16 protein-coding genes and 1 tRNA gene are annotated in these 18,121 nt (G+C 66.3%); 5 read left to right on the forward strand and 12 right to left on the reverse strand.

The genetic code is table 11. From position 1 onward, the window contains the following. Positions 1-13: 13 nt before the first annotated feature. Positions 14-1,279, reverse strand: a complete 1,266-nt coding sequence (locus tag CBM2588_RS11090) for a GGDEF domain-containing protein (RefSeq protein WP_115680564.1) — start codon at positions 1,277-1,279, stop codon at positions 14-16. A 413-nt stretch (positions 1,280-1,692) separates the two neighbouring features. Here CBM2588_RS11090 and CBM2588_RS11095 point away from each other — a divergent pair. Beyond that, positions 1,693-1,769 (forward strand) — tRNA-Pro (locus tag CBM2588_RS11095). Between the two features lie 103 nt (positions 1,770-1,872). Here CBM2588_RS11095 and CBM2588_RS11100 read toward each other — a convergent pair. Both CBM2588_RS11100 and CBM2588_RS11105 read right to left on the reverse strand, forming a co-directional pair. Further along, positions 1,873-2,613 carry a DNA polymerase III subunit epsilon gene (locus tag CBM2588_RS11100; RefSeq protein WP_115680565.1) on the reverse strand — a complete coding sequence of 247 codons (741 nt, stop codon included), beginning with the start codon at positions 2,611-2,613 and terminating at the stop codon, positions 1,873-1,875. Positions 2,614-2,727: 114 nt separating this feature from the next. Further along, positions 2,728-3,249 carry a hypothetical protein gene (locus CBM2588_RS11105; RefSeq protein ID WP_115680566.1) on the reverse strand — a complete coding sequence of 174 codons (522 nt, stop codon included), beginning with the start codon at positions 3,247-3,249 and terminating at the stop codon, positions 2,728-2,730. A 595-nt stretch (positions 3,250-3,844) separates the two neighbouring features. Here CBM2588_RS11105 and infA point away from each other — a divergent pair. From infA to CBM2588_RS11120, 3 genes are all read left to right on the forward strand, one after another. After that, entirely contained in the window at positions 3,845-4,066 is a 222-nt protein-coding gene (gene infA, locus CBM2588_RS11110) for a translation initiation factor IF-1 (protein ID WP_008641674.1), read from the forward strand. 198 nt (positions 4,067-4,264) lie between these two features. Continuing rightward, a complete protein-coding gene (locus CBM2588_RS11115) occupies positions 4,265-4,741 on the forward strand; it encodes a SixA phosphatase family protein (protein ID WP_115680567.1) in 477 nt (158 codons plus the stop codon). Between the two features lie 158 nt (positions 4,742-4,899). Beyond that, positions 4,900-5,742, forward strand: a complete 843-nt coding sequence (locus CBM2588_RS11120) for a GNAT family N-acetyltransferase (protein ID WP_112774029.1) — start codon at positions 4,900-4,902, stop codon at positions 5,740-5,742. 56 nt (positions 5,743-5,798) lie between these two features. Here the strand turns inward: CBM2588_RS11120 and ppx are convergent, their stop codons facing one another. Then, a complete protein-coding gene (ppx, locus tag CBM2588_RS11125) occupies positions 5,799-7,331 on the reverse strand; it encodes an exopolyphosphatase (protein WP_115680568.1) in 1,533 nt (510 codons plus the stop codon). Between the two features lie 154 nt (positions 7,332-7,485). On the opposite strand from ppx, the gene ppk1 reads away from it, so the two are divergent. Beyond that, positions 7,486-9,612, forward strand: a complete 2,127-nt coding sequence (gene ppk1 / locus CBM2588_RS11130) for a polyphosphate kinase 1 (RefSeq protein ID WP_115680569.1) — start codon at positions 7,486-7,488, stop codon at positions 9,610-9,612. 54 nt (positions 9,613-9,666) lie between these two features. Here ppk1 and phoR read toward each other — a convergent pair whose 3' ends face one another. The 8 genes from phoR to glmM all read right to left on the reverse strand — a co-directional run bounded on the left by phoR (position 9,667) and on the right by glmM (position 18,081). Further along, positions 9,667-11,049, reverse strand: a complete 1,383-nt coding sequence (phoR, locus tag CBM2588_RS11135) for a phosphate regulon sensor histidine kinase PhoR (protein WP_115680570.1) — start codon at positions 11,047-11,049, stop codon at positions 9,667-9,669. Between the two features lie 112 nt (positions 11,050-11,161). Continuing rightward, a complete protein-coding gene (phoB, locus tag CBM2588_RS11140; RefSeq protein ID WP_012353221.1) occupies positions 11,162-11,869 on the reverse strand; it encodes a phosphate regulon transcriptional regulator PhoB in 708 nt (235 codons plus the stop codon). Between the two features lie 28 nt (positions 11,870-11,897). Next, complete coding sequence (phoU, locus tag CBM2588_RS11145) at positions 11,898-12,602, reverse strand: phosphate signaling complex protein PhoU (protein WP_018007821.1); 705 nt, start codon at positions 12,600-12,602, stop codon at positions 11,898-11,900. 47 nt (positions 12,603-12,649) lie between these two features. After that, a complete protein-coding gene (pstB, locus tag CBM2588_RS11150; protein ID WP_012353223.1) occupies positions 12,650-13,438 on the reverse strand; it encodes a phosphate ABC transporter ATP-binding protein PstB in 789 nt (262 codons plus the stop codon). A 51-nt stretch (positions 13,439-13,489) separates the two neighbouring features. Further along, complete coding sequence (gene pstA, locus CBM2588_RS11155) at positions 13,490-14,371, reverse strand: phosphate ABC transporter permease PstA (RefSeq protein ID WP_373429508.1); 882 nt, start codon at positions 14,369-14,371, stop codon at positions 13,490-13,492. Between the two features lie 17 nt (positions 14,372-14,388). After that, positions 14,389-15,357: a phosphate ABC transporter permease PstC gene (pstC, locus tag CBM2588_RS11160; protein WP_115680572.1), complete on the reverse strand. Its 969-nt coding sequence runs from the start codon at positions 15,355-15,357 to the stop codon at positions 14,389-14,391. Between the two features lie 117 nt (positions 15,358-15,474). Beyond that, positions 15,475-16,506 (reverse strand): phosphate ABC transporter substrate-binding protein PstS, encoded by a 1,032-nt coding sequence (pstS, locus tag CBM2588_RS11165; protein ID WP_092309400.1) that lies wholly within the window; start codon positions 16,504-16,506, stop codon positions 15,475-15,477. 231 nt (positions 16,507-16,737) lie between these two features. Beyond that, complete coding sequence (gene glmM, locus CBM2588_RS11170; RefSeq protein WP_012353227.1) at positions 16,738-18,081, reverse strand: phosphoglucosamine mutase; 1,344 nt, start codon at positions 18,079-18,081, stop codon at positions 16,738-16,740. Positions 18,082-18,121 lie beyond the last annotated feature (40 nt).

Genomic DNA, 18,121 nt, shown 5'->3' on the forward strand with positions numbered 1-18,121 from the left:
CAAGCGATGCGCCTCAGGACGCGGCGCGGGGCTGGCCGCGCGTGACATAGCGGCCGGCGCCGGCGGAGTCGGAGGCCGATTCACCTGCATCGCTGCCCGCCGGGTGCAGCGACACGCAGTTGCGTCCCTTCAGCTTGGCGTCATACAGCGCGCGGTCCGCGCGGCGCATCAGCGCATCGGCGCCCTCGCCGGGCTGGCGCGCGGCCACGCCGATGCTGACGGTATAGGCAATCGGATCGGGTTCCGACGGGCACGGCGTGGCGCGCACCGCCGTGGCCAGCCGCAGGCAGGCAAGCCGGCCGGTTTCCAGCGCGGTATCCGGCATCACGATGGCGAATTCCTCGCCGCCCAGGCGCCCCGCCAAGTCGCCGTGTCCGAGCGTCTTGCGTAACAGGCCGGCAAAGTGCCGCAGCACGCTGTCGCCGGCCAGGTGGCCATAGACATCGTTGATCGCCTTGAAGTGATCGAGGTCGACAAACGCGACCGTCATCGGCTTGCGCTGCCGCTCGGCCTGCAGGCAGGCGGCCTCCAGTTCCTCCCAGAAGGCGCCGCGCAGCAGCACATCGGTCAGGTCGTCGTGCCGCGCGCGCCGCTCCAGCATGCGGCGCAGCCGGTCGTGCGCCATCAGCGCAAAGCTGACCGACACCCCGACCAGGGCAAAGACGTTGAAGATGGCCAGCTCGCCGTCCCACGGCATCGGCCGCGGCCAGGCGCCGCCCTGCGCCAGCGCCGCCAGCGGCCGCAACACGGTCCAGGCATTGATGGCCGCCGCGGCGATCACGATCGCCGCCAGCGACCACGCCGCCAGCCGGCCGGTGCCGCGCGTGGCCGGCACCGCCGGCACCACGCTGCGCGCGAGATCCAGCAGCAGCACGATATGGCAGGCGCTCAGCACCGGCGCCAGATCGGGCAGCACCACCGTCGTGGCCAGGTAGCGTGGCGCCAGGTCGCCCCAGGCCACCGCTGCCGCGGCCGCCAGGTTCAGCCCCAGCAGGCCCGCGGCACGGCCCGGCCGTTGCGCAAAGTGCCGCGCGCCCACTGCCATCACCGAAAGCGCGGCAAGCAGCGCCAGGTCGGTCGACTCCGGCACCAGCCACATCGGCCGCAATGCCTGCACCGCCGCCAGCGCCGCGGCAAAGGCCGCCAGCACGCTGCCCAGCGCCCAGGATGTCAGGCCGCTGCGCTCCATGCCCGACGACCGGCGCAACACCACGCAAACCACCGCCATCTGCAAGGCAAACAGCCCCGCGATGAGCACAACCACGTGCGACTGAAACATCTTTATTCCCGTCCAAGGCAAGCAGCGGCGCTCCGCATGCCACCGCTCTTCCCTGCATGTTTTGCCGATCCTGTGCCGGATCGTTTTGATCGAATGCCGCACCTCCTGTTTCAGGCCGCCCGTGCCGCCATTTGGCGAACGCAGACAGACCGAGCCGCTCGCCCAGGGCGGGGAGCGCCGTTCTTGTTGTGGTGATCAGGTCAGTCCGGAAGGAACTACGCGAAACCGGGCGTTCCCAACAGCACGCCGGTCGGACTGGAGCGGTGTGCGGATTATCGCAGCGCGCAAACCCAAGTCAAGACAAAGCGCCCCCGCCAGAAGGGGGAGCATCGCGGCGCACCCGGCGGGCCCGAACCCACCGGCATCGACGCACATTGACCGTGGCTTGCCAACGCGGCTACAATGGCCGGCTTCGGAGCGTAGCGCAGCCTGGTAGCGCATCTGATTTGGGATCAGAGGGTCGTAGGTTCGAATCCTATCGCTCCGACCAGAAATACCCAGTGGAAACAACGGCCTGGATCGGAAGATCCAGGCCGTTTTTCTTTTCGGGCCAGTTTGCGCAAAGGCAGCCATGCAGCGCTTGCGACGCCCTGTCACCATGGGAACAAGTCCGGCCAGATTACCGCGCCGGCGCATAGCATCAGTATCACGGCCGCCATCACCAGTCCCCGCCCGAGGCCATGCTGGCTGGCTTCGACTTGAGGCATCCAGGAAGACGAGGTTTCCGGCGGCGGCGCCAGGGGCGGCGGAGCGGGCACGCTGCCGGCATGCGGGGCGGCGCTTATCGCGAAATCGGCTTCGGCCAGCAGGAAACCCATCGGCGTCGCCTGCTGGGTGGCGCCGATCGGCCGGAACAGCAGCTTGGACAGCGCCAGGCAGTCATCCAAAGCCACCTGCGGCCGGGGGCGGAAGATATGCATGTGCTCGCACAGCGTATCGAGCTTGTGGTTGGCGGCGTGAAAATACTGGGACCAGCGCACCTGCCGCACCGAGCAGCGCCAGCGCTTGTGCTGGATCCCGGGCAGCACCTTCTCCAGCATCCTGGCGTTGAAGGCGGCGCCGTGGGCCACCAGCACCTCGGCCTCGTCGACGATGGCGCGGATGGCACCGAGGTCGAAGCGGCGCCCGCGCAGCATGTCGGCGGTCAGGCCGTGGGTATCGGTGGATGCCGCGCTGATCGGCACGGTCGGCTCCTGCGAACCGTAGTACTCCGCCAACTCGCGCAGCAGGCCGCCGGCGCGCGGTGACACCTCGACCAGCAGCAAGCCGATGCTGACGGGCTCATCGGCTGGCGTGAGCCCGGTGGTTTCGGTACTGACGATTGCGACCCGCATGGGCACTCCGGTGTGACTGTGCGCGGATGTGCCAGGCGCCAGCCGCTATGGTCGTTTGCCTCTAGCGTAGTGCGAGCGCGTTAATCGTCATATCAACCAGATGGGCTAAACGGTTCAGGCGGGGGGCTGCGCCTGCGCCCCGCCGCGCCGGCGCTCCAGGTTGCAGTACACATCGGCCGCGACCAGCCCGAACAGTGCATGCGCGAACAGGGCTTCCCAGCCGCGCGCCTCGTCGAACCAGTTCATGTAGCGCCCCAGCACATAGAAGTTGACCAGGTAGACCACCACGCCGAAGATGATCCCGACCACCGAGGCCATACCCAGGCTGGTGTCGAACCGGAATGACGACAGGATCAGCGCCAGCACCGCCGCCAGGATGATCGACAAGGCAAAATGCACCGTGCCCGCGGCCAGCACGATGGTCCAGTTGAAGGCATCGGCCGACAGCGCCTCGCGGCCCAGGATGATGGCGGCGACCATTTTCACGGTGCCCCAGGCGCCCTGGTACAGCAGAAAGCGCGCGGTCAGCAACTCCAGCACCCTGTAGACCGCGCCCGCAATCAGCCCCGCCAGCACCGCTGCGCGCCAGTCGGGGCGGCAGCGGACATAGCGGTGCGATTCCAGATGGAGTTCCATGGCAGTCTCCTTGCGAGATCCGGCCCGGCACGGCCGTACGCGTTAGTTCTAGCTCATATGGCTCAAATACCAAGCGGACTGCGAGCCGGTTTGCGCCTTTATCGCCATTTTGTTGCGCCTGGCCCGAGGCCGGTGCAACCGACGCACCGGCAATGCTGCATCCGCGTACGTGATACAATGCCGCAGTAGCCCCCGGGGTGTCCGAGCATCCCTGTAACCGGGCGTTCTCACCAGCGCGCTCCTGCGAGCGAACAGCAGCCGCCGGCGCGGGCCATCCGCGACGACACCGAACTGGCGAACCACCGGGTACACCTGCCCGCCTGCTCCGCGTAGCACACGGCCTCTCCGGCTGTCAGCGACCAGGTTTTCGCCCAAGCAATCCGCGCCCGCATGGCGACACCGCTGACCCCGCCGATTGATCCGGTCATGCAGGCGCCAGCCGCCGCAGCATGCGCGCCCTGCCCCCGACCGCCTCAGGCGTGATTGGCCGTATCGGCGCAAGGTGCCGCGACTGGGCGACGTTGCGGGCGAACCGAACAGATTTTTTGAAAACGTAACCATGCAGCCTTCGCGGGCTGCCGAAAAGGAAGACAGATTGGCTAAGGAAGAACTCATTGAATTTGGCGGCGTGGTGTCGGAAGCCCTGCCTGACAACCGCTATCGTGTCACGCTGGAAAACGGCGTTGAAATCTGGGCATACGCTTCGGGCAAGATGCAGAAGCACCGCATCCGCATCCTGGCCGGCGACCGCGTGACCCTGGAAATGTCGCCCTACGACCTGACCAAGGGCCGCATCAACTTCCGCCACAAGTCCTGAGTTTCCCGACGGCGCCGATGGCAGTGCATTGCCATCGGCGCCGCCGCTGTATTGGGCCGACGCGCTGTCACGCCGCTGACACCGCGCCCGGTGACACTTGCGGGCTGCCCTGACCGGCAGCCCGCTTTTGTTCGCGCCGCGCTTGCGCCGGTCGGGCGGCTTCACCATACTCGAAGCAAGCTCATTGCCCCGTCCGACATGAACCTGATCCTGTGGCGCCATGCCGAAGCCGAAGACCTCCCCGACGCCCTCAGCCTTAGCCGCCATGCCGATCTGCAGCGCCCGCTGACGCGCCGCGGCCGCAAGCAGGCCGAGGCCTCGGCCAAATGGCTGCGGGCCCACCTGCCAGCCGATACCCGGGTCCTATGCAGCCCCGCCGTGCGCGCCCGCGAAACCGCGGCGGCGCTGACCGGCGACGCACAGATCCTCGATGCCCTGGCCCCCGGCGCCGACGTCAGCGCCGTGCTGACCGCGGTCGAATGGCCGGAGCGCCCAGAGCACGTGGTGGTGGTCGGTCATCAGCCCTGGATCGGCCGCGTCGCCAGCCTGCTGCTGGCGGGCACCGAAATGGACTGGAGCGTGCGCAAGGGCGGCCTCTGGTGGCTGACCGGCCGTACCCGCGAAAGCGAGGCCCAGACCGTGCTGCGCGCGGTCATCAACCCCGAATTCCTCTAAGTCCGGTAGGGGTGCGGCACCGCCCAAGGGTGCCCCTGAAGGCATCCCGGACAGACCCGGCTGTCGAAGTCACGCAACCGTCATCGCCGGGTCACGGCATTGTCACCGGCCCTCACTACATTGCATCGCAACAGTTTCGTCACCAAAAGGACATACTGATGCGAGATCTGCCGACGCCTACCCAGCCGCTCTTCGACTCCCTGCCCAATGGCCTCGGCGGCCAGACGGCGCGGAGGCGTCTTCATCGCCCATCGGATACACCGGCACATGAGTCGCCTGTTCTCAGCGTGGCGTGGGCGCGCCACCAGGACGAAGTAGTCGAGGCCCAGCGCCTGCGCTACAAGGTCTTTGCCGAGGAAATGGGCGCACGCCTGACGTCTTCGGTGCCTGAACTGGACATCGACATGTTCGATGCCTACTGCGACCACCTGATCGTGCGCGACATGGCCACGCTGCGCGTGGTCGGCACCTACCGCGTGCTGCCGCCGCACCAGGCCAAGCGCCTGGGCTGCCTGTACGCCGAATCGGAATTCGACCTGGTGCGCCTGTCGCACCTGCGCCCCAAGATGCTGGAACTGGGCCGCTCGTGCGTGCACCGCGACTACCGCTCCGGCAGCGTCATCATGGCGCTGTGGGGCGGGCTGGGCGAGTACCTGCAGCGCTGGGGCATCGAGTCGATGCTGGGCTGCGCGAGCGTGCCGATGAGCGATGGCGGCCACTACGCGGCCAGCCTGCACCGGCTGTTCACCGAGCGCTCGCTGGCACCGATCGAGTACCACGCCTTCCCGCGCCTGCCGCTGCCGGTGGAAGACCTGAACCAGCAGCTGGCGGTCGAGCCGCCCGCGCTGATCAAGGGCTACCTGCGCCTGGGGGCGAAGATCTGCGGCCAGCCCGCCTGGGACCCGGACTTCAACGTGGCGGACTTCCTCACGCTGCTGCGCGTGAACGACATGAACCCGCGCTACGCGCGCCACTTCCTGGGCCTGAACAACGCCGCCTGAACGGCGGCCCTTCCGGTCACGGCCGCCTTATCGGCGGCCGGTCGATCCCTTCCCTCTCAGTCGTAGACCACCTTGTAGCGCTTGCCGATGCGCTGCCATTCGTCGGCTTCCTGCGCCAGGCTGTATTCGATCAGCGGATTGGCGTCGATCCACGCCTTCGGCAGGCGCACGGTGAAGCCTTCGTCCAGCGCTTCGGCCAACTGCGTGACGCGGATGTCCGGCAGCGCCACGTCCGAGCGGCGCCGGCACAGCACGAAGGCCAGGCGCAGGCTGAACAGCATGCGCCAGTCGACGAACTTGCCGCTGCCCGAGAGCTTGCCCAGCTTGCCCGCATGGCCCAGCAGCAGCGTCGCCAGCCGCGCCTGGTCGGTCTTGGAAAAGCCCGGCATGTCCGCATGCGTGGCGATATAGGCGGAATGCTTGTGGTAGCCGCTGTGCGAGATCGACATGCCGATCTCGTGCAGGCTGGCGGCCCAGCCCAGCAGCGCCAGGTTGTCCTCGCGCCGTTCGTTGGCCGGGTCCGGGAACTGTGACAGCAGTGTCTGCGCGGTGCGCCGCACGCGGCTGGCCTGGGCGCGGTCGACACCATAGCGGCGCATGAACTGGTCCACCGTGACCGTGCGCATGTCCTCATGGTGGCTGCGTCCGAGCAGGTCGTACAGCACGCCCAGCCGCAGCGCGCCGTCGGTCACGTCCATGCGCTCGATATCGAGTTCGGCGAACACGCCCAGCATGATCGACAAGCCCCCCGGCAGCACCGGAATGCGGTCCGGCTTAAGACCGGTCAGCTTGACGCGATTGGTGTTCTCGGCCTTGATCAGCGCACGCTTCAGGCGCTCCAGCCCTTCGCGCGTGATGCCGTGCTCGGCATTGCTGTCGTTCATGCCGTTGAGTTCGATCAGCTCGGCCAGCGCGCGCGCGGTGCCCGACGAGCCCACCGCCTGCTCCCAGCCGGCGGCGCGGTACTGGCGCACCAGCACCTGGATCTCGCGGCGCGCCGCCAGCTCGGCCTGCTTCATCGCGTAGTCGTCGACATTGCCGCTGGGGAAGAACTGGCGGCTGTGCGACACGCAGCCGATATACAGGCTTTCCATCAGCTTGGACTGGTAGCCGTTGCCGATGATGAATTCGGTCGAGCCGCCGCCGATATCGACCACCAGGCGGTTGCCCTGGCAGGCCGGCGCGTCGTGCGACGCGCCCAGATAGATCAGCCGCGCCTCCTCGCGCCCGGCTATCACTTCGATCGGGAAGCCCAGCGCGCCTTCGGCCTCGATCAGGAAATCGGACGCATTCTTTGCTACCCGCAGCGTATTGGTGGCAACCGCGCGCACCTGTCCGGGCGCGAACTCGCGCAGGCGGTCGCCGAAGCGCCGCAGCGCATCGATGCCGCGCCGCCGCGCGGGCTGGTCAAGGTATTTGTCGGGGGTCAGGCCGGCCGCCAGCCGCACCGGTTCGCGCAGCGCGTCCACCTGGAAGATCTGGCTGGCCGGGCCATTGGCCGTCGGGGTCTCGTCCACCCGCCCGATCATCAGGCGGAAGCTGTTCGAGCCCATGTCGACGGCGGCCAGCAGGCGTGGAGTGTTGTTCATCGTGTGCTTGGAGGGCAGGTTCGCATTGGCGTGGCGAAGCGCGGCAGGGACCCGCTGGTGCCGGAGCCTGCCGCGATTCGGGCCCGGAGAAAATATGTCGTGGTCATGTCCGCATCATGACAAAATCAAACTGTCATGAAAGTGACACGATTCTATGAAAAAGTCGCCACATTACCAAAAGAAGGTCATGACCATGTCGACGACTCCGTCCAGTACGCTGCTCAATCGCGAACTGGGCATCCTGGAATTCAATGCCCGCGTGCTGGCGCAAGCCGCGGACCCGAAAGTCCCGCTGCTGGAACGGCTCAAGTTCATCTGCATCGTGTCCAGCAACCTGGACGAGTTCTTTGAAATCCGCATGGCGGGCCTGAAGGAACAGATGCGCGACAATGCCTCGGGCCTGACGCCGGATGGCCTTTCGTTCCAGCAGACCTACCAGCTTGTCACCGAGCGCACGCAACGGCTGGTGGCCTCGCAGTATGACATGCTGCAGAACACCATTTTTCCACTACTTGAAAAAGAAGGGGTCTTTTTCCACCTGACCACCACTTGGACCGACGCCCAGCGTGAATGGGCGCGCGAGTTCTTCCAGCGCGAACTGGCGCCGGTGCTGACCCCGATCGCGCTGGACCCGGCCCACCCCTTCCCGCGCGTGCTCAACAAGAGCCTGAACTTCGTGGTGGAACTGTCCGGCAAGGACGCGTTCGGGCGCGACGCCGATCTCGCCATCGTGCAGGCGCCGCGCGCGCTGCCGCGCGTGGTGAAGATGCCGGAGAAGCTGTCGGGCTATCCGTACGGCTTCGTCATGCTGTCGTCATTCATGCAGGGTTTCGTGCACGAGCTGTTCCCGGCCATTACCGTGCATGGCTGCTACCAGTTCCGCGTCACGCGCAACTCGGACCTGTTTGTCTCCGAGGACGACATCACCGACCTGCGCGAAGCGCTGCAGGGCGAGCTGCCCGCGCGCCATTTCGGCGACACGGTGCGGCTAGAAATCTCGTCCGATACGCCGGCCCCGCTGGCGCGCCGGCTGCTGCTGGAATCGGGACTCGCCGAACAGGACCTGTACCGCGTATCGGGCCCGGTGAACCTGGTGCGGCTGATGCAGATCCCCGACATGGTCGACCGGCCGGCGCTCAAGTTCCCGCCTTACGTGCCGGCGCCGGTCAAGGCCTTTGCCGGCGGCGCGTCGATGTTCGACGTGATGCGCCAGCAGGACGTGCTGCTGCACCATCCCTACGAGAGCTTCAGCTCCGTGCTGGACTTGCTGCAGCTCGCCGCGGCCGACCCCAACGTGGTCGCGATCAAGCAGACGGTCTACCGCACCGGCAACGAATCGCTGGTGATGGAAGCGCTGATGACCGCTGCGCGCAACGGCAAGGAAGTGACGGTGGTGGTGGAACTGCTGGCGCGCTTCGACGAGGAAACCAATATCAACTGGGCCGAGCGGCTCGAGTCCGCCGGCGCGCACGTGATCTACGGCGTGGTCGGACACAAGTGCCACGCCAAGATGCTGCTGATCGTGCGGCGCGAGCCCACCGGGCCAAAGGCCAAGCAGGTCAAGCTGCGCCGCTATGCCCACCTGGGCACCGGCAATTACCACCCGCGCACGGCCAGGCTCTATACCGACTTCGGTCTGCTGACCGCCGACGAGGCCATCTGCGAAGACGTGCACCATGTGTTCCAGCTGCTGACCGGCACGGCCGGCACGATCCGGCTGAACCACCTGTGGCAGTCGCCGTTCACCATGCAGAGCAACCTGGTCGACCATATCCGCGCCGAGGCCCGCAACGCGCGCGCGGGCAAGCCGGCGCGCATCATCGCCAAGATGAACGCCCTGCTGGAACCGTCGATCATCGATGAGCTGTACAAGGCCTCGCGCGCCGGCGTGAAGATCGACCTGATCGTGCGCGGGGTGTGCGCGCTGATGCCGGGCGTGCCCGGCATGTCCGAGAACATCACGGTGCGCTCGATCATCGGGCGTTTCCTCGAACACCACCGCGTCTATTACTTCCAGGCGGCCGGCGAAGACGTGCTTTACCTCTCCAGCGCCGACTGGATGGACCGCAACCTGTTTCGCCGCGTGGAAGTCGCGTTCCCGGTCCTGGACAAGGCGCTCAAGGCGCGCGTCATCAAGGAGAGCCTGCAGGTCCACCTGCGCGACAATGCCTCGGCGTGGCTCATGCAATCGGACGGCAATTACGTGCGCCCGCAGACCCGTTCCAAGCATCCGCATATCAGCCAGAACGATCTGCTGGTTATGTTCGGCGGTACGCCCTGAGTGCGCGTACCGGCAACGAAAAACCCCGCCATGGCGGGGTTTTTTTCTTGGTGATCAGGCGGCGCGCCGGGAACTGTCCGGCGCCTGCGGCGCGACTGTCGGGCCCACGCCCGGCACCGGGCTGTCCGCGCTTGCGGCAGCGGAGCGCACGCTGCGCTCCAGCGGGAACACCACGCGGAACACGCTGCCCCGGCCCTCCTCGCTGGTGACGCGCAGTTCGGCATGGTGGCGCGACAGCACATGCTTGACGATGGCCAGCCCAAGGCCGGTGCCCCCGGTGTCGCGCGAGCGGCTGCGGTCGACGCGGTAGAAGCGCTCGGTCAGCCGGGGAATATGCTCGGCCGCGATGCCCAGGCCGGTATCGGCCACCGAGAACACCGCGTGGCCGTCTTCCCAGGCGAGCCGCATGGTAATGCGCCCGCCCTCGGGCGTGTAGCGCACGGCGTTCGACACCAGGTTGCCCAGCGCCGACATCAGCTCGGTCTCCACGCCGCGCATGCCCACGGTGGGATCGATCTCGGCGGCGACGTGGTGCCGCCCCTGCGACAGCGCCTCGGCATCGTGCATCAGGTGCGCCACCATCGCGCGAACCGGCACTACCTCATGGCCCGGCGGCTGCGCGTCGCTTTCCAGCTTGGCCAGCGCCAGCAGGTCTTCGACGATGCTCTGCATGCGCACCGACTGCGCCAGCATCATGTCGATATAGCGGCGCCGGTCTTCCTCGGACACCGGCAGGTCGCGCACGGTTTCGAGGAAGCCGGTCATCACGGTCAGCGGGGTCTTCAGTTCATGCGAAACATTGGCGACAAAGTCGCGCCGCATCGCCTCGGTGTTTTCCAGCTTGGTGATGTCCTGCGTGATCACCAGCTTGCGGTTGTCGCCATACGGCAGGATCTGGACCGCGATCACGCTGTGCTTGTGCTCGCCCATGTCGCGCATCACCAGCGGGTCGTCGAACTGCTGCCGCGTCAGGTAGTGGACAAACTCCGGCCGGCGAATCAGGTGGGTAATGCGCTGGCGCACGTCGCGCCGCGCGTTCAGGCCGAAATGCTGCTCGGCGACGTCGTTGCACCACTCGATCTGGTCGGCGTCATCGAGCATCAGCACGCCGTTGGGCGAGGCCTGGATGGCCTGGATAAAGCGCGTGTGCTGCTGCTCCACCTGCAGCACCTGGGTGCGCCAGCGCTTGACCAGCCGGTGCAGGCGGTAATACACCTCGCCCCACAGGCCGAGCGCGCTGGGGATCTCGCCGTAGACCGGCGCGTCCAGTACCTTCCACAGCCGGTTGATCTGGTACAGGTAGTAGAACAGCAGGCCGAGCAGCGACACGCATGCCAGCGCCAGCGCCGGCACCGGGCCGGCGACCAGGTAGACGCCGGCGGACAGCACCAGCAGGCTGATCAGGATGGCCGCGGAACGGGCCCAGATGACATTCATGCGCAGGGTTCAGGCTCGCAGGCAGCCGCGAAAACGGCTGCCTGCAGGGTTGCGACGGAGTGTGCCACGATTTCGCCGCGCCCTGCCAGCGGCTTGAGACCCGTGCGGCGGCTCAGGCGCCAGGGGTGCGCGCGAGCCGGTAGCCGCTGCCACGCACGGTTTCGATCATGTTGCTGTAGCCGCCGGGCGTCAGGGCCGCACGCAGGCGCTTGATATGGACGTCGACGGTGCGTTCCTCGACAAAGACATGGTCGCCCCAGACCTGGTCAAGCAATTGCGAACGGCTGTGCACGCGCTCCGGGTGCGTCATCAGGAAGTGCAGCAGCCGGAACTCGGTCGGACCCAGGTCCAGCTTGATCGGGCCGCTCTCGTCCTGGCCGGTCACGCGGTGCGTGGCCGGGTCGAGCCGCAGGCCGTTGATGGCCACCACGTCGTCGGTCAGCTGCGGCGCGCGGCGGCGCAGCACGGCCTTGATCCGGGCCAGCAGCTCCTTGGGCGAGAACGGCTTGGTGACATAGTCGTCGGCACCGGCTTCCAGCCCCATCACCTTGTCCTGCTCCTCGCCGCGGGCGGTCAGCATGATGATGGGAATCTGGCGGGTGCGGTCATTGGCGCGCAACTCCTTGGCGAAGTTCGCCCCCGACTTGCCCGGGAGCATCCAGTCGAGCAGCACCAGGTCGGGCAGCACATCGCTCATCAGCGACAGCGCCTGCTCGGCGTTATAGGCCCGGATCGGATAATGCCCCGCGTGCTGCAGGTTCACGGCGATCAGTTCGGCGATCGCCGGTTCGTCTTCGACAACGAGAATACTGCTTGGCATGTGTATGGTTCTCCGTGGGCGGCTGACCTCAGCTCAGCGCTTCGCGCTCCATGTCCTCGCGCGAGACATGGCGGACGTCCGTCCCCTTGACAATGTAAATGATAAATTCCGCGATGTTCTTCGCGTGATCGCCAATGCGCTCGACGGCCTTGGCGATGAACAGGAAATCCAGCGCGACCGAGATGGTGCGCGGGTCTTCCATCATGTACGTGATCAGCTTGCGCACGAAGCCGCGGAATTCTTCGTCGATGGCCTTGTCGTCCTTGACGATGCGCGCCGCCGCGACGGTGTCGAGCCGGGCAAAGGCGTCGAGCGCCTGGCGCAGCAGCGAGATCGCCATCTCGCCCGACAGCTTGACCTCGGCGTAGTTGATGCTGTGCGCCGACGCGTCTTCCATGATGTGCTTGGTGCGCTTGGCGATCTTCTCGGCCTCGTCGCCGGCGCGCTCCAGGTTGGTAATGGTCTTGGAGATGGCCATCACCAGGCGCAGGTCGCGCGCGGTCGGCTGGCGCCGGGCGATGATGTTGCCGCAATCGGCATCGATCTCGACCTCCAGCGCATTGAGCTGGATTTCCCGGGCGATCACCTGGTCGGCGATCTCGGCGTCGAAGTCGGTCAGCGCGCGCATGGCCAGCTCGATCTGCGACTCCACCAGGCCGCCCATCTGCAGCAGCTTGGTGTTGATGGCGTTGAGGTCTGCGTCGAACTGGGTCGACAGGTGCTTGTCAGTCATGGGATTCTCCTGGCCGCTTATGGATATGCTAGTCCCTGCCCTGCCCGTCAGCCGAAGCGGCCGGTAATGTAGTCTTCCGTTTCCTTGCGGTGCGGCTTGATGAAGATCTTCTCGGTCTCGCCGAACTCGATCAGTTCGCCCAGGTACATATAGGCGGTGTAGTCGGAGCAGCGCGCCGCCTGCTGCATGTTGTGCGTGACGATCACGACGGTGTACTCGTCCTTCAGTTCGGCGATCAGCTCTTCGATGCGCCCGGTGGAAATCGGGTCCAGCGCGGAGCACGGCTCATCCAGCAGCAGCACTTCGGGGCGGATGGCGATGCCGCGCGCGATGCACAGGCGCTGCTGCTGGCCGCCGGACAGGCCGTAGCCCGACTGGTGCAGCTTGTCCTTGGCCTCGTTCCATAGCGCCGCCTTGGTCAGCGCCCACTCCACGCGGTCGTCCATTTCCGAGCGCGACAGCTTTTCGAACAGGCGCACGCCGAAGGCGATGTTGTCATAGATCGACATCGGGAACGGCGTCGGCTTCTGGAACACCATGCCGACCTTGGCGCGCAGCAGCGCGATATCCTGCTTGGCGGTCAGCAGGTTGTCGCCGTCCATGTTGATCTCGCCCTCGGCGCGCTGCTCGGGATAGAGCGCGTACATCTTGTTGAAAGTACGCAGCAACGTCGACTTGCCGCATCCCGACGGCCCGATGAAGGCCGTGACCTTGCGGTCCGGGATAGACATGTTGATGTTCTTCAGGGCATGGAACTGGCCGTAGTAGAAGTTCAGGTTGCGCACGTCGATCTTGGCGCGTACCGAATCGGGAATGTCGATGACGGTGGAGGTCATTGCATTTTCTCGCTTGCAGTCTTGGGGCGGTCCGGATGACGGGCGCGCCGCTTATTTCTTGAACAGGATGCGCGCCAGGATATTCAGGGCCAGCACGCCGATCGTAATCAGGAACACACCCGCCCAGGCCAGTTGCTGCCATTCGGTGAACGGGCTCATGGCGAAGCGGAAGATGGTCACCGGCAGGTTGGCCATCGGCTTGTTCAGGTCGGTGGTCCAGAACTGGTTGGACAGCGCGGTGAACAGCAGCGGCGCGGTTTCGCCGGCGATACGGGCCACGGCCAGCAATACGCCCGTCACAATGCCGGCGTACGATGACTTCACCGTGATCGACAGCACCATCTTCCACTTGGGCGTGCCCAGGGCGAAGGCGGCCTCGCGCAGTGCGTTGGGCACCAGGTTCAGCATGTTCTCGGTGGTGCGCACCACGATCGGCACCTGCAGCAGCGCCAGCGCGCAAATGCCGGCCCAGCCCGAGAAGTGGCCCATGCGGGTCACCACCAGCGCGTAGACGAACAGGCCGATCACGATCGACGGCGCCGACAGCAGGATGTCGTTGATAAAGCGGATAAAGCTGGCCAGCGGCGAGCTCTTGCCATACTCGGCCAGGTAGATGCCCGCAAGGATGCCCAGCGGCGTGCCGAACAGCGTGGCCATGCCGACCATCACGAAGCTGCCGAAGATGGCGTTGGCGAGGCCGCCGCCGGCGGTATTGGGAGCCGGCGTCATCTGCGTGAACAGGTCCAGCGACAGCCCGCCCACGCCCAGCGTGACGGTGGTCCACAGGATCCACGCCAGCCAGAACAGGCCGAAGGCCATCGCCACCAGCGACGCGGTCAGCGCGTACAGGTTGACGCGGCGGCGGCGGCCCTGCAGGCGGGCACGCACGGCATCGGCATCAGGACGGACGGCGGGCATCGATACGGAAGTCATGGCTTGGCTCGATTGGCTCATTTTGCGCCCTCATTCTTGGCGAGTCGCAGCAGCAACAGCTTGGACAGCGCCAGCACCACGAAGGTGATGAAGAACAGGATCAGGCCCAGCTCCATCAGCGCGGCGGTATGCAGGCCGGCGCCGGCTTCGGCGAACTCGTTGGCGAGCGCCGAGGTAATGCTGTTGCCCGGCGAGAACAGCGACGCGCTGTCCAGCAGGTTGGTATTGCCGATCACGAAGGTCACGGCCATGGTCTCGCCCAGCGCGCGGCCCAGGCCCAGCATCACGCCGCCGATCACGCCGGCGCGGGTGTAGGGCAGCACCACGTTCCACATCACTTCCCAGGTGGTGCAGCCCACGCCGTAGGCGGATTCCTTGAGCAGCACCGGGGTGACCTCGAACACGTCGCGCATCACCGAGGCGATGTACGGGATGATCATGATCGCCAGGATCACGCCCGCGCACAGCAGGCCGATGCCCAGCGGCGCGCCCTGGAACAGCTTGCCGATCAGCGGCAGCTGGCCCACCGTGGCGGCCAGGGGCTTCTGGAAATACTCGCCGAAGATCGGCGCGAACACGAGCAGGCCCCACATGCCGTAGACGATCGACGGCACCGCGGCGAGCAGTTCGATGGCAGTGCCGAGCGGGCGGCGCAGCCAGGCCGGCGACAGCTCGGTCAGGAACAGGGCAATGCCGAAACTCACCGGCACCGCGATGATCAGCGCGATCAGCGAGGTCACGATGGTGCCGTAGATGGGCACCAGCGCACCATAGACATCGGCGGGAGGATCCCACTCCGCGGACCACAGGAAGCGCGCGCCGAAGGCCTCGATCGAGGGCCAGGCGCTGATCGCGAGCGAGACGATGATGCCGCCCAGCAGCAGCAGCGTCACGATCGCGGCGCCCCGCGTCAGGCCGCCGAACAGGATGTCGCCCATGCGGCTCGGGGGCCGGACGTTGCGGAACTCGGAGGGGGTAGTCGCCATGTCGGGAATTCAGGGTGGATCGCCGCTCGCGCCTGGGCGCGAGCACGGTGGCCGGGCCGGTTTCGGGCTGCCCGGCTACCGCCGCCGCGCTGGCGCGCGGCCGGCGATGCCGTCAGATCAGTACAGCGCCTTGCCCGAAGCGTCCTTGACGCTGGTCTTCCAGGTCGAACGGATCTGGTTGACCACGTTCTCCGGCAGCGGCACGTAGTCGAGTTCGGCGGCCATGTTGGCGCCGCTCTTGTAGGCCCAGTCGAAGAACTTCAGCACTTCGGTGCCCTGCGCCGGCTTTTCCTGGTTCTTGTGCACCAGGATGAAGGTGGCGCCGGCGATCGGCCAGGCGTCCTTGCCGGGCTGGTTGGTCAGAATCTGGTAGTAGCTCTTGCTCCAGTCCGCGCCGGCGGCGGCGGCCTTGAAGGCGTCGTCACCCGGCTTGACCACGGCACCCGACGCGTTCTTCATGTTCACGTGGGTCATCTTGTTCTGCTTGGCGTAGGCGTACTCGACATAGCCGATCGCACCGTTCAGGCGCTGCACGAAGGCGGCCACGCCCTCGTTGCCCTTGCCGCCGGTGCCGCCGCCCGGCCAGTTGACCGTGGTGCCCTCACCGACCGTGCCCTTCCAGTCAGCGCTGACCTTGGACAGGTAGTTGGTAAAGATGAAGGTGGTGCCCGAACCGTCGGCACGGCGCACCGGCAGGATATCCTGGCTCGGCAGCTTGGCTTGCGGGTTCAGCGCCTTGATCGCGGGATCATCCCACTTCTTGATCTTGCCCAGGTAGATGTTGGCCAGCACCTCGCCGGTGATGGTCAGCTCGCCCGGCTTCACGCCTTGCAGATTGATCACCGGCACCACGCCGCCGATCACCGTCGGGAACTGGACCAGGCCCTGCTTGTTCAGTTCCTCGTCCTTCAGCGGCGCGTCCGAGGCACCGAAATCGACCGTCTTGGCACCGATCTGCTTGATGCCGCCCGACGAGCCGATGGATTGATAGTTGACCTTGTTGCCCGTTGCTTTGTTATATGCGTCGGCCCACTTGGAATACACGGGCGCCGGGAAGGAAGCGCCTGCACCGGTAATTTCCGCCGCGAACGCAGTACCCGCTACCACCATCGAAACGATGCCTGCCACGGCAGTCTTGACCAGCTTCATATGTCCTCCAGAGAACATTGGTTGGGAATGACAAATTTTTGACAAGACGAACTTTATGCTGCCTGTATGACAATTCCGTGACATCTTTAAATCTTCTTGAAACTGGCCTGCAGCAAGGTAATGACGGGAGGACCCTGCCCTGCCGTGTGGGAAAGACGACGGCGGTTAATTGCGCAAGAGGGTAAAAAAAACGCCGGGAGAGCCCGGCGTTTGCTTCTCGGATGGGAGCTGTCAGGCACCCAGCGCGTCCGCCAGCTTCCTGGCTGCGCGCTCGGCCATCTCTGCCTGCTCCGCCTCGACCATCACGCGCACCACGGGCTCGGTGCCCGAGGCCCGGATCAGCACGCGGCCGCGCCCTTCGAGTTCCGGTTCCACCGCGGCACGGGCCGCCTGCAGGCCAGCATGGGTCTGCCAGTCGAAGCCTTTCTGCACGCGCACGTTGATCAGCGTCTGCGGGAACAGCTTCACGCCGTCGAGCAGTTGCGCCAGGGTCTTGCCGCTGCGGCGCAGCGCGCCCAGCACCTGCAGCGCCGACACGATGCCGTCGCCGGTGCTGTGGCGATCCAGGCACAGCAGGTGGCCCGAACCTTCGCCGCCCAGCGTCCACTTGCGCTTGTTCAGCTCCTCCAGCACATAGCGGTCGCCCACCTTGGCGCGCACGAAGTCGACGCCCTCGCGCTTAAGCGCCAGTTCCACCGCCATATTGGTCATCAGCGTGCCGACCGCGCCGGGCACCGCCTGCCCCGCGGCCTGGCGGTCACGCACGATCAGATACAGCAGTTCGTCGCCGTTGTAGAGCCGGCCATCGGCGTCCACCACCTGCAGCCGGTCCGCGTCGCCATCGAAGGCCAGGCCCAGGTCCGCGCCGTTGGCCTTGACCGCCTCGATCAGTTTCTCCGGCGCGGTGGCGCCGTAGCCGGCGTTGATATTGCGCCCGTTGGGCTGGTTGCCGATGGCGACCACGTCGGCGCCGAGCTCATGGAACACCGGCGGCGCGATGTGGTACGCCGCGCCGTGGGCGCAGTCGACCACCAGCTTCAGGCCATGCAGGTCCTGTTCATACGGGAAGGTGCTCTTGCAGAATTCGATATAGCGGCCGGCGGCATCGTCGATGCGGCGGGCGCGCCCGAGGTCGTCGGACGGGGCGCACACCATGGGCTCGTCGAGGGCCGCCTCGATCGCCGCCTCGACCGCGTCGGGCAGCTTGTCGCCGCTGGCCGAGAAAAACTTGATGCCGTTGTCGTAGTAGGGGTTGTGGCTGGCCGAGATCACCACGCCGGCGGACAGCCGCAGCGCCCGCGTCAGGTAGGCGATGCCGGGGGTCGGCAGCGGGCCGGTCAGCAGCACATGCACGCCCGCCGAAGTAAAGCCGGCCTCCAGCGCGGCTTCCAGCATGTAGCCGGAAATGCGCGTGTCCTTGCCGATCAGCACGGTCGGCTTGCCCTGCCCGGTCCTGGCGCCGTGCGCCAGCACCTTGCCCGCGGCATGGCCCAGCCGCATCACGAAGTCCGGCGTGATCGGCGCATCGCCGACCTTGCCCCGCACGCCGTCGGTCCCGAAATACTTGCGTGTCATTCTTGGTTTCCCTTTCTCTTCTATGTTCTGTCCTGGTGGC

Source organism: Cupriavidus taiwanensis, assembly GCF_900250075.1.
In the GTDB taxonomy this organism is placed as follows: domain Bacteria; phylum Pseudomonadota; class Gammaproteobacteria; order Burkholderiales; family Burkholderiaceae; genus Cupriavidus; species Cupriavidus taiwanensis_C.